Origin of the sequence: Algibacter sp. TI.3.09 (genome assembly GCF_038154905.1) — a bacterium.
Classification (GTDB): Bacteria; Bacteroidota; Bacteroidia; order Flavobacteriales; family Flavobacteriaceae; genus Algibacter.
On record NZ_JBAKAN010000002.1, the window covers coordinates 689,621 to 702,405 of the forward strand.

7 protein-coding genes are annotated in these 12,785 nt (G+C 32.7%); 2 read left to right on the forward strand and 5 right to left on the reverse strand.

The window, feature by feature from the left end; all coding sequences use genetic code 11:
- The first annotated feature begins 2 nt into the window (after positions 1 to 2).
- Positions 3 to 2,294 carry a beta-glucosidase BglX gene (bglX, locus tag V6246_RS10625; RefSeq protein WP_341560435.1) on the forward strand — a complete coding sequence of 764 codons (2,292 nt, stop codon included), beginning with the start codon at positions 3 to 5 and terminating at the stop codon, positions 2,292 to 2,294.
- Between the two features lie 117 nt (positions 2,295 to 2,411).
- On the opposite strand, the gene V6246_RS10630 is transcribed toward bglX, so the two are convergent.
- From V6246_RS10630 to V6246_RS10650, 5 genes are all read right to left on the reverse strand, one after another.
- The gene (locus V6246_RS10630; protein WP_341560436.1) at positions 2,412 to 3,131 is read right to left on the reverse strand and encodes an NUDIX hydrolase; all 720 of its coding nucleotides are present in this window, start codon (positions 3,129 to 3,131) and stop codon (positions 2,412 to 2,414) included.
- Between the two features lie 89 nt (positions 3,132 to 3,220).
- Positions 3,221 to 4,066 (reverse strand): alpha/beta hydrolase family protein, encoded by an 846-nt coding sequence (locus tag V6246_RS10635; protein ID WP_341560437.1) that lies wholly within the window; start codon positions 4,064 to 4,066, stop codon positions 3,221 to 3,223.
- Position 4,067: 1 nt separating this feature from the next.
- Positions 4,068 to 6,830 (reverse strand): PD-(D/E)XK nuclease family protein, encoded by a 2,763-nt coding sequence (locus tag V6246_RS10640; protein ID WP_341560438.1) that lies wholly within the window; start codon positions 6,828 to 6,830, stop codon positions 4,068 to 4,070.
- A 78-nt stretch (positions 6,831 to 6,908) separates the two neighbouring features.
- A complete protein-coding gene (locus V6246_RS10645; protein ID WP_341560439.1) occupies positions 6,909 to 8,303 on the reverse strand; it encodes an OmpA family protein in 1,395 nt (464 codons plus the stop codon).
- Positions 8,304 to 8,768: 465 nt separating this feature from the next.
- Positions 8,769 to 11,909 (reverse strand): UvrD-helicase domain-containing protein, encoded by a 3,141-nt coding sequence (locus V6246_RS10650; RefSeq protein ID WP_341560440.1) that lies wholly within the window; start codon positions 11,907 to 11,909, stop codon positions 8,769 to 8,771.
- 125 nt (positions 11,910 to 12,034) lie between these two features.
- Between V6246_RS10650 and V6246_RS10655 the strand changes: the two genes are divergently transcribed.
- Positions 12,035 to 12,643, forward strand: a complete 609-nt coding sequence (locus V6246_RS10655; protein ID WP_341560441.1) for a superoxide dismutase — start codon at positions 12,035 to 12,037, stop codon at positions 12,641 to 12,643.
- The last annotated feature ends 142 nt before the right edge of the window (positions 12,644 to 12,785 follow it).

Sequence of the window (12,785 nt, forward strand, 5' to 3'; positions counted from 1 at the left end):
ATATGAGAGCACATAAATTAGTTTTTTTAACGATAGTTTCAGTCGTTTTTATGTCGAGTAGCGCCATTGGTCAAAATAAAACTTTGGCGCAAAAGTTAACAAGCAAAGAAACCACTGTAGACCAAAAAGTTGCCGAATTACTTTCAAAAATGACTTTGGAAGAAAAAATTGGGCAAATGAATCAGTACAACGGATTTTGGAATGTTACCGGTCCAACGCCGTCTTCTGGCGATGCGGCCCATAAATATGAACATTTAAGAAAAGGCTATGTTGGTTCTATGCTTAATGTTCGTGGAGTAGAAGAGGTACGTGCCGTTCAAAAAATTGCGGTTGAAGAAACGCGTTTGGGTATTCCTTTAATTATTGGTTTTGATGTTATTCACGGCTATAAAACGTTAAGTCCAATTCCATTGGCTGAGGCGGCGAGTTGGGATTTAGAAGCTATTAAAAAATCGGCAGAAATTGCAGCTTTAGAAGCTTCTGCAGCTGGTATTAACTGGACGTTCGCTCCTATGGTAGATATTTCTAGAGATGCTCGTTGGGGGCGTGTTATGGAAGGTGCTGGGGAAGATACTTATTTAGGTTCTAAAATAGCGATAGCTAGAGTACAAGGTTTTCAAGGTGAAGATTTAACTCAACCAAATACCATTGCAGCCTGTGCAAAGCATTGGGCAGGTTATGGGTTTACCGAATCTGGAAAAGATTATAATACGGTAGACGTTGGAACTTCAACCTTAAATAATATTATTTTTCCACCATTCAAAGCGACCGTAGATGCTGGAGTAAAAACCTTTATGAATTCCTTTAACGAGTTAAACGGAATTCCTGCTACAGCAAATGCGTTTTTACAACGTGATGTTTTAAAAGATAAATGGAAATTCGATGGATTTGTAGTATCCGATTGGGGTTCTATGTCTGAAATGATAAATCATGGTTATGCCGAAAATGTAAAACATGCTGCCGAACTTTCAGTAAAAGCGGGTTCGGATATGGATATGGAATCTTATGCGTACGTCAATGAGTTGGCTAATTTGGTGAAAGAAGGAAAAGTTAATGAAGATCTAATTAATGATGCAGCTTCTCGTATTTTGAAAGTGAAGTTTGAATTAGGACTTTTTGATGATCCTTATAAATATTGTGATGAAAAAAGGGAGAAAGATATCATTGGAAGTCAGAAAATAAATGATGCCGTTTTAGATGTTGCAAAAAAATCTATTGTACTTCTTAAAAACGAAAATAACGTATTGCCTTTAAAAAAGAAGGGACAAAATATTGCTGTTATTGGTGTTTTGGCTAACGATAAAACAAGTCCGCTCGGAAGTTGGAGAATTGCTGCAGACGATAATACAGCGGTTTCTGTTTTAGAAGGTTTAGCTAAATATCCTGGTAACAAGATTACGTATGCAAAAGGTGCCGATGTGGCACTTGGAGAGGCTTCTTTTCCTTTTGAATTAGAAATTAATACCACGGATAAAAGTGGTTTTGAAGAAGCTGAAAACATAGCTAAAAAAGCCGATGTTGTTATAATGGTTTTAGGTGAACACGGTTTTCAGAGTGGAGAAGCACGAAGCCGATCTAAAATAGGTTTACCTGGCGTTCAACAAGAGTTATTAGAAGCTGTTTACGCTGTTAATAAAAATATTGTTTTAGTATTGAATAACGGAAGACCATTAACTATTTCTTGGGCAGACGCACATATTCCTGCTATTGTAGAAGGATGGCAATTGGGTACGCAAAGTGGTCATGCAATTGCGCAAGTATTGTATGGTGATTATAACCCGAGTGGTAAATTACCAATGACATTTCCTAGAAGTGTTGGACAAGTACCTATTTATTACAATTATAAAAACACAGGGCGTCCAGCAGCAAACGAGCCAAATAGCGTGTTTTGGTCGCATTATATAGACGAAAGTAATACGCCTCTTTATGCTTTTGGGCACGGATTAAGTTATACCTCGTTTTCATATAGTGATTTAAAAGTGAACAAAATTTCAGATACCCATGTTGAGGTTTCAGTTGAATTAAAAAACACTGGAAAGTATAAAGGTAAAGAAGTTGCGCAATTATACATTCGCGATTTATTTGCTAGCGTAACACGCCCAGTAAAAGAATTAAAAGGTTTTGAATTGGTGGAGTTGGAGCCAAACGAGGCTAAAACGATAACATTTCAATTAACAGAAAAAGAACTTGGGTTTTATAATAATAGTGGTGATTTTATTGTAGAATCGGGCGATTTTAAAGTCTTTGTTGGTGGGAGTTCAGTTACTGAGCTAGAAGCTAAATTTGAATTATAGATATTGAGGTATTAGATTAATAGTAACTATAATAGCGAAGACTAAAAATTGTGTTTATTAGTTTAGATTGTTTAAAAGAGTTAAGTTTTCGCTTAACTCTTTTTTTATTTGAAAAAATTAATTTTTAAACAATGAAAAGTTAAAACCTTTTTCTTCTAATCTTTTATATTTTTTGTAATCGAATTTATATAAGAAAGCACCCTTTTTAGAACCCGATTTATCCTTTTCATTTAATGGTATAAGTAATTTTAAAGACATTAATTTTTTTCTGAAATTTCTAGTATCTAGAGTTTTCTGGAAAATGGCTTCATATAAATTTTGAAACTGCGGAATCGTAAATTTTTTAGGAAGTAACTCAAAACCAATAGGATAAAATTTAGCCTTCCTGCGTAATCTATTTAATGCATCTTCAATCATTAAATCGTGATCTAAAACTAATTTCGGTAGTTTATCTACCTCGTACCAAATAGCATCGTGTTTTGCAACCAATTCCTTATCATAATCATCAATACGAATTAATGCGTAGTGTGCTACAGAAATACAGCGTGCACCAGGATCTCGGTCAATATTAGAGTAGGTTTTTAACTCTTCCATAAATATGTTCTCTAAACCCGTAATTTCTTTTAAAACCCGTCTAGCGGCCTCATTTGCAGCTTCGTTAGGTTTTACAAAACTTCCAATTAAAGATAAAGTACCTTTAAAAGGTTCTACGCGTCTTTCAAAAACTAATAATTTTAAAATGCCTTTATCAAAACCAAAAATGATACAATCTGTAGCCACATAAATGCGGTTTTCAGGCGCATAAATATCATTTAAGGGTAGGTTATTATGATCCATAAAAACAAATTTAAAAAATACCTTTAACTAAATTAGACTAAATGAAGTATTTAAAGGTTTTTAGTTGAGTAGGGTTTACTTTATGTGTTCTATTTGTTTTTTATAAATGAAACAGAACAATTTATAACCTTTTGAAGTTCTTTAGGTAGTGTATTCGAATCCCAAGGGTGTTTGGCATTAAATACATGATTTGCATCTGGTATAATTTCAATTTGGCTTTTCGGATTCCATTCATGAAGTTGATTAGCCTCATTAATAAGAACGCTGGTATCACTATCACCATGAATAATTAAGTGTGGCGTTTTTAAGTTAGAAACCGCGCGTTTTATGGTTAATCTTTCTTCGTTTTTAATGAAATCTTCATAAAACTGATAAAAATGTGGCATTTGTTGTTTTGTTCGTCCGTTTAAAACATATTTTACACCAGTGTTTTTCCACTCGGCCAAACCACCTGCAGTTGCTGTTCTTTTACCAAAGTCGCAAACACCAGCTAAGCTTATTACGGTTGTAACTCGTTTATCTTCTTCAGCTTTAATCAATACAATACCGCCACCTCTGCTATGACCTATTAAATTTAGACTGTTTAAATTTATTATAGGTTTAAGTTTTTTATTATCTGAAATCCAATCGATAACTGATTCTAAGTCATCTAATTCTTTTGTGTAATTATTGTTTCCGAAGGCATCTAAATCAGGAAAATCAATAGGCTGTTCCATGGTGCCACCATTATGCGAAAAATTGAATTTTATAAAACAAAATCCCGCTTCCGCGAAAGCGTTTGCCATTAAATTCCAAGCACCCCAATCTTTAAAGCCTTTGTAACCATGACAAAAAATAATAATAGGAATATTTGTTTTTTCGGCAATAAAACTAACATCAATTAAAATCGATTTTTTGTGCTTTCCGTTTATAATATAGCTTTCTTTGGATATCATATTATACTTCCTTTTCGGTGAATGGTATGTTAGGATTACAGATTTCTAAAATTAGTGTTTTTAATTCAACATAGAAATCATCGAGTGTTTCTTGAGTAATTAGAGCATCTTTTTTAGCGCCATTGCCAGCTTTATCTTTTTTAGAAAACTTTAAAAACCCTGCTTTTAAGTTTTTGAATGAAATAATGCCAGCTTCTACCGGAAGCGTAATTTCATTAGATAATAACATCATGTAAGCATAGGTTAACACCTGAAAGCTTTTGCTGTATTTGGTGTAGTCGGTCGTGATATCTTCCCAATTTACAATTTCAACTTTATTGGCATCAACACGGCCTGTTTTGTAATCTACAATTCTAGTTACACCGTTATATTCGTCCACACGATCTACTTTTCCTGTAAGTTTTACAGGGAAATCAAGTTCTGGAATTTCGATCAAAACATTGTTGTTTGATTCTATTGCAATTATTTTTATTTCATTTCCGGCTTTTAAATCTTCAATTTCTAAATCTAAAAAATTTGAAACATAACGTTTTGCAATTTCATAAATAATAAGATTTTTGCCTTTTGTAATATCACCTTCTTTAAATTCATTTTTAAAATGAAAAGTAACTTTTTCGTTAATTTGAGTTTTAAGCTTTTTAACAATATCAACCGATAAAAAAGAGTTTTCTAATGGTTTGTAAAAATCTTCTAACGTATTATGAACAACAGTTCCTAGAGTGTTTGCTGCAACGGTTTCTTCAACTTCATCATGTTCCTTAATTTTTAAAATTTTCTGATAATAAAAATCTATTGGGTTTCTAACGTAGTTAGTAAGCGAAGATGGCGAAAATCCTTTAGAGGCTATCTCTTTTAATCGGGTTTGCGAATCTTCAGTCTTTTCTACCACTTTTAATTCGGGAGTAATTACAGGTACATGTGGCGCTATAATTTCGTGGTGTATGTTATGGATGTTTTCTAATTCGAGTTGTGTAATAAAACGGCTTTTCTCACCACCTGTTAGCACATCTGCTTCTGTGTTATAAAGTATGTAAACATTTTTTGCACGTTGTAAAAGTCTATAGAAGTGATAGGTGTAAACGGCATCTTTTTCTTTATAAGTGGGTAGTTTATTTTCTATTTTAACATCAAAAGGGATGAATGAATTATTGCTTTTTCCTGAAGGAAGAATACCTTCATTTACCGAAGAAATAATTACGGTTTCAAAATCTAAAACACGCGATTCTAGCATTCCCATAATTTGTAAACCTTGCAAAGGTTCGCCTTGGAAATCTAAGGTTTCCGAACTCAGTAATTCTTTATAAACACCAAACAATGTTGAAATATCTTTGATGTGGTTGTATTTCGAGTTTAACAAGGAAAGTGCATTGAACAATTCATTAAAACGATACAGGTATTCTAAAGAAAGTAAATTAGCATCTTTGTTTTCGTCTAAATAGATTTTTATTTTTGAAATGATTAGACCGCAATTCTTTAGTGCTAAATCTATAGATGTATTCCAGTTTGAAAATAGTAAATCTAAAATCTCATTAGAGTGTTTGCTTATTTCTTTTAAACGGACTAGAGTAAGATACACCAGGTTGTTGCTATCTATGGTTTCAATAATTTTAGCAGCGTAATCGATATCGTCTATGTAAAATAACGGACGAACAAATTGATGGGATAACACTTTAACAACGTCTTTAAAATAAAAGGCGTTACCCGATGTTTTATGGATATGAAATAGACTTTTAAAAAGGGATGCTAATGGAATGGATTTTAATGGAAATCCCATGGTGATATTTAGCGCTTCTACCGATGATGGTATGGAGTTTAATACAGGGATTAATAGGTTTTCATCACCTAAAACAACAGCGGTGCTTTGTAGTGATTTAGTTTCTGCTTCTATATTTTTTAATAGTGTGCCGATATATTTGGCTTGCCCGATGTTTTTCGGAACGCCATAAATGTTTATATTTTTTTCTTTGGAATAATTTTCGGTAATCCATTCAAACGGATGGTTATCGAAATGTTTCCAATTTTTTTTGTGCTGTCTTGTAAAGAGTGCAGCATCATGTTTTGGATTGTTTATAAAAACACTATCAATATCCCAATAAACCTTCGCTAAGCCACGTTTTAAAAATTGCTGAATAATGTTCTCCTCAGCAGTATTTAAAGCGTTAAAGCCTAAGAAAACGTGTTGTTTATCGGTAAGGTTGTTTATATATGTGTCGCAGTTTTCTGCGGCCTTTCTATAAATTAAACCTTGGTAGCCAATGTTTTTATTTAAAAGTTCTTTTGTGAAATGTTTGTAATAGGTGTAAAGCTTATTCCAAAATTGTAAATATTTTTTAACAAACTCGGTTTGGTTTGCTTCAACAGACCAATGTGTTAATTCTTGAATGTCGCTTAAATAGTTAAATATATTTTCCTGAGGAATCAGGTAGCGATCAATTTCGTTAAAGTCTTGAAGTAATATTTGTGCCCATTTAGAAAAGGATTCAAAAGTATCTTGATCTTCCTTTTTTGTGAGTGCTAAATAGCTGTTGTAAAATTCGAAAAGTAATTCTGTGTTCGATGTGGTTTTAAGACCGGATAGATCTTCGACAAATTCTTCGATACTTATAATATCTGGAACAAATATCGTCTCTTGGATAACATGAACTAATTGATGTTTTAAAAAGAGACCTGCTCTTTTACTGGGTAGTACAAATGTGACTTTAGAAAGATTGTAGTTGTTCTTTTTTAAATCGTTTAAAACATCTAAAATGAAAGTTGTTATCATTTTATAAAAATAAAAAACGCTTCGGATATCCGAAGCGTTTTTTGTAAACTTATTTTATTTAAAGTTAACTTTATCTAATTACTTAGCTAAGTTAATTTCAACACGTCTGTTGTTTGCTCTACCAGTTCTAGTTTTGTTAGAGTCGATTGGTTTAGATTCACCGTAACCAAGTGCAGATAATCTAAATGCGTTGATACCGTTTTCAATTAAGTATTCTTTTACAGAATTAGCTCTTGAATCAGATAATCTTTGGTTAAGTTTTTCGCTACCAATACTATCAGTATGCCCTTCAACTGTAAATTTAGAAGTTGGGTATTCTTTTAAGATATTGATGATGTCACCTAATACAGTAGCAGATTGTGCTTTGATAGAAGATTTACCAGTATCGAATAAGATAGTTTTAGCATACTCGTTTAATTGTTTTTGAACAGCTGCAGTAACTTCTGGACAACCAGCGTTTGCAACAGTACCTTTTACTTCAGGACATTTGTCATCTTTGTCTAAAACACCGTCACCATCAGTATCAGGGTAAGGACAACCTTTGTTAGCAGCAGGACCTGCAACATCTGGACATTTATCATCAGCATCAGTTACACCGTCACCGTCAGCATCAGGACAACCAGCTAAAGATTTTAAACCTGCAACAGTTGGGCAGTTATCATCTTTATCAGCTACACCATCACCATCAGAATCAGGACAACCGTTAAATTCAGCAGTACCAGCTTCGTTTGGACAAGTATCTTTGCTATCTTCGATTCCGTCACCATCAGTATCAGGACAACCGTTGAAAGCAGCTAAACCAGCAACATCTGGACAAGCGTCATCTTTATCAAATATACCATCACCGTCAGTATCAGTTCCACCAAATTTGATAGAAATACCAGCAGTATGTTGGAAGTGAGTATCTAAGTAATCTTCAAACGCATGTTTGTAAGATGTTTGTAATGTTAAACCGATGTTTTCGTTAAACCAAACGTTTAAACCAACAGTACCATTTACAGTACCAGCACCAATTTCATCAATCCAAGTGTAACCACCACCAAGACCTACGAAAGGATCAATTGTAGTTCCATCTAAAAAGTTGTATTTAATTGTACCATCAACACCGTAGTATGATAAATCATCAACGCTGTTTTCTACATCTGGGTTAGAGCTAATATCTCCCCATTTTTCGATTTTATTTAAAGAACCTGTTACTCCAAAAGAGAAACCATCGCTTAAATATTTCGATACAGAAATAGTTGATAAAGAAGGTAAAATGTTCCAGTGATCAGAAGCATTTCCGAATTCATCTCCAAAAGAGTCACTCGCGAAACCGCCTCCAGCAAAAAGACTACCGTCTCCAGAAGGATAAGCATCAACTGCGTTTACACCGATGGTAATTTGCCAAGGATTGTTTTTGTCTTGCGCATTAGCGTTGCTATAACCAAGTACAAGCAACATAGCGAACAATAATCTGCTAAGATTTTTCATATTCAAAATTTTAAATTTTAAGTGTTAATTGTGAACAAAAGTAAGTTGTTATATGTTATTAACAAAGACAAATATATAAAAAATACATACAGAAGGGTAATTCGTCGGTACTATGGGTATGTTTTGGTTAAATTTTAACAATTTTATATCCTCTGCGATTGCTGTATTAACATTGTCTCGCCTTGGTTTAGTACAAGAAATTACATATTTTTTATAAATGCATACTTTTTTTTGTGGTATCTCAAAAAAAGCATCAAAAAGTGATAAATTTTATTTTTTTTTATAGCAAAATGAGATAGTTTGAGGTTTTTTCAAGATGTATAACATGAATTAAAACACGTTGTTATTTTCCTCTTTATTAATAAAATAAGGATTAAAGTGTTTCGATTTATTTATTTTGTATCAAATAAATAGGTCTTGTTAAATTAACATAAATAAGTTGAAAGCTAATTTAACATTTGCGCTTTAAAAAGGTAAGGATCGGACTTCAATTCCTTCATTAATGTATATTAGGTATTTCTGTTTTACTGTAAAATTCATACTCTTTAATACGTCTTGATAAACCTGTAATTGTTGTGCGTGTTTTTTGTCTTCCAAACCAGTTTTGTAATCTAAAATCACAGCATCGTTATTTTGGGTAATTACAACTCGATCTGGTCTTAAAATTACACCTTCTTTGGTTATAATATCGCGCTCGTTGTATATAGTGTTTTCCTTTGTGAAAAAGGTTTTTAGCGCCGTGTGGTTTACTATTTGTAAAACGAGTTGTTTTAGTTCTGTGGCTTGTTTTGGGTTTATAGTTGATGATGAAATAAAATCCTGAATTACCTCGTCGACATCATTTTTGGTTTCAATGTGCGACATAATATCGTGAATTAAATTTCCTTTTTCAATAGCTTCTTCCTGAGTAGTATCCCATAAAAAACCAGACTTTGTTACCACTTTTATATTATGATGCTCTTTTGAAGTTGAAATAAACTCATGCTGAATATTGGTTTCTTTTGAAGATATGGTTTCTTTTGATGTCTTTTTGCTGTCTCCAAAACTATAGGTTAATTCACTATCACTCCAAAGATTATTGTGTTCTAAATAGTTAATGAGCAATCCTGAATATTTTTTAGATTTCGCATCTTCTTTTAAGGCGCTATCATTTTTAGATATAATATAGAGCTGTTCTACAGGGCGTGTAAGTGCAACGTACAATAGGTTAATATTATCTAATTCTTGTTCAGCTTTATGATTTTCAAATATATGCTGGCCTTGTTCTCCAAAAAACTCAAAATCTTTATTGAAGTTTAAAAGTGTATGTGAGAAACCGTTATATTTTTCCTTATCAATTTCTAACCATTCTTTAGGTTCTATTTCTCTGTAGATGTCCAAATCTGCATAAGGGAAAATAACCACCGGAAATTCTAAACCTTTAGATTTGTGGATAGTCATAATCTGCACGGCATCTTGCCCTTTCGGGGAAATTATACTGAGGTTTTCTTTTTTCTTGTCGAAATATTCTAAAAAAGCCGGGATGTCCGACCCTTTTTTATGCGAAAAGTCGAGAACGATATCTAAATAGAACTGAACATAAGCATTCGATGTTTTTACTAAATTGAAATTTCTCACAATAGTTTCTGCTAAATCATAAAGCGGTAATTGTAATAGAGTATCACCGTTTATAAAGATATTAAAGGTTTCAAAACTTTTAAAGAAATCCGAAACACTTAATTTAATATGCTGAGAGAAAAACCCGTGTTTATCATCAACTTTAAAAAGCTTAGCTAAATAGTCTAAAACTTCAATTTTAAGCTCATCGTTTTTAGGTTGCATTAAATAACCTAAAACAGCATTAATAAAAACTACTTCTAGCGCATTATTAATAAGTAACGTTTCCGAAGAAATAATAGGGATATTATGCTGGCTTAAATAGTTGGCAACCGCAACACCTTCTTTTTTCTTTCTAACTAAAACACAAATATCCTCTAGCTTGTAACCGTTATCTAGACAGTTGTTTATGTTTTCTAGAACTTTTTCAGGAAACACTTCATCTTTATCGTCTTCCTTGTCGAAATCAAGAAAAGAAAGTTCTACATAGCCGGTTTCGTCTTTTTTGATGTTTTGACTAGCATTTTCATATAAATCTTTATAATCTTCCTTTTTAAAAATTTGATTAGAAAGAAATTTAAAAAAGCTATTATTAAAATCAACAATGGCTTTAAAACTTCGGTAATTATCTGGTAAATTATCAACAAACTGCTCTATTGGAAACGGATGCTCTTTTTTATTGAATAAATCTATAAATTGTTCTGCTTTGCCGCCACGCCAGCGATAAATGGCCTGTTTGGCATCGCCTACAAGCATAGTGCTTCCGTTTTCTGATGCTACTGAGTTTTCTAATAACGGAATTAAATTACTCCATTGACTCTCCGATGTATCTTGAAATTCATCAATAAAATAATGATTAAACTTTTCTCCAATACGCTCATAAATAAAAGGAGTGGGTTGGTTTTTTATTTCCTTGCTTATAATGCTATTAAATTCGGAAATCAACATTTTGTTTTGATCTTCTTTTAGTAAAGTAAGTTCTGTGTTTATGGCGTTTAAAACCGATAGAGGTGTAATGTTTTTATAAAAGGCGTTCAGAAATTTATGATTAAATATAGCTTGTTTCGTTTCATTAAAAACTAAAAATATGTGTGGTTGCAAACTGTCAATGGTTCCGGCTGTTTCTGGGGTAACGCGTTTTGGGTACAAGGTGCCGTTTTCTATATTGTCTTGCCATTTACTTCCAAAGGCTACGTTGAAATTTTTATCAGCTAGTTTTTCAAAGTGTTTTGGTAAATAGGCTCCGGAAAAATCTTTAAATTCTAATCCCGATGTATTAAATTGAGTTAAAAGTTGTTTGGCTTTTTCGGCAATTAGCTCCTCTTCTATATTAATATCTTTTTTAAGCTTGCTTTTTAGTGCTTTAAAATCATCGAGTGTTTTATCTTTTATTTTTTCAAAAAATGGAATATCGTTTTCATTAACAAGAAGCTTTGCTATTTTATTAAAATCGAAGGCTACATCGTAACTTTTATCATCATCGGCTTTTTCAATGGCAAAATCTACTAGCACTTTAGTGAGTACAGCATCGGTTCCTGCTTTAGAAATTAGACTATCTACGGCTTCGCGCAAAAGAGATTCTTGGTCTAATTCTACTTCAAAATTTAGAGGTAATTTTAAATCGTGAGCAAAGGTTCTTATTAATTTATGCGTAAAACCATCAATAGTAGAGATATCGAAGGCTGCGTAATTGTGTATAATGCTCTCTAGTAATGTTATAGCTTTTTGGTGTAATTGTTCTGGGCTTAAGTTTAATTCATCACAAATGGATAAAAACATCGGGTTTTCTAGCTTCAGAATGTTTTTGTCCGAGAATTGCTTTAAAGTATCTATAATACGGCCTTTCATCTCGGCAACCGCTTTATTTGTAAATGTAATTGCTAAAATATTCTTAAATAAATAAGGTTTATTCGAGCTAAATAAAATTTTTAAATAAGCTTTTACTAGGGTAAAGGTTTTTCCGCTGCCCGCTGAGGCGTTGTAAATAGTAAAAGGTTGGTTGTTTTGCATGAATTTAAATTTGCATACAAGGTAAAAACTATCAATGAGTTGATAACAATTTATTATTTTTAATTACCCCGTTTTATATGTAAATTTGAAATAAATTAAATATTAATTAAATAAATATAAAAATTATGGCTTTTGAATTACCAGAATTAGGGTACGCTTACGATGCTTTAGAACCACATATGGATGCACGTACTATGGAGATACACCATACAAAGCACCACCAAGGATATACAAACAATTTGAATAACGCTATTGCTGGAACCGATTTAGAAGGAAAATCTATTGAGGATATTCTTGCAAACTTAGATATGGATAATGGCGCTGTTAGAAATAATGGAGGTGGGTTTTTTAACCACTCTTTATTTTGGAGTGTAATGAACCCAGAAGGAAAAGGATATTTATCTGGAGATTTAAAAGATGCTATTGAGGCAGCTTACGGATCTGTAGACGATTTTAAAGATGCTTTTGCTAAAGCAGCAGCAACTCGTTTTGGATCTGGATGGGCATGGTTATGTGTACATAAAGGTGGTAAAGTAGAAATTTGTTCTACACCAAACCAAGATAACCCATTAATGCCAGGTGTAACTTGTGGAGGAACACCAATTTTAGGTTTAGATGTTTGGGAACACGCATACTACTTAAACTACCAAAACCGTCGTCCAGATTACATTAAAGCATTTTTTAGTGTAATTAACTGGAATGAAGTTGAAAAACGTTACGCTGAAGCAAAGTAAGCAACCAACATTAAATATTTTAAAAGTCGTTTCTGTTTAGCAGAAACGGCTTTTTTATTTGAAACAGTTTTATGTAAATGAATTTAGCTACGTTAAAATCTGTGGTGATAGCATGTGATTGGATATTAATAAACCAAAGAGA

Excerpts from the sequence above, each read along its gene's own strand:
- bglX (WP_341560435.1), top strand. The coding sequence starts at position 3 with ATGAGAGCACATAAATTAGTTTTTTTAACGATAGTTTCAGTCGTTTTT.
- V6246_RS10630 (WP_341560436.1), bottom strand. The coding sequence starts at position 3,131 with ATGGATCATAATAACCTACCCTTAAATGATATTTATGCGCCTGAAAAC.
- V6246_RS10635 (WP_341560437.1), bottom strand. The coding sequence starts at position 4,066 with ATGATATCCAAAGAAAGCTATATTATAAACGGAAAGCACAAAAAATCG.
- V6246_RS10640 (WP_341560438.1), bottom strand. The coding sequence starts at position 6,830 with ATGATAACAACTTTCATTTTAGATGTTTTAAACGATTTAAAAAAGAAC.
- V6246_RS10645 (WP_341560439.1), bottom strand. The coding sequence starts at position 8,303 with ATGAAAAATCTTAGCAGATTATTGTTCGCTATGTTGCTTGTACTTGGT.
- V6246_RS10650 (WP_341560440.1), bottom strand. The coding sequence starts at position 11,909 with ATGCAAAACAACCAACCTTTTACTATTTACAACGCCTCAGCGGGCAGC.
- V6246_RS10655 (WP_341560441.1), top strand. The coding sequence starts at position 12,035 with ATGGCTTTTGAATTACCAGAATTAGGGTACGCTTACGATGCTTTAGAA.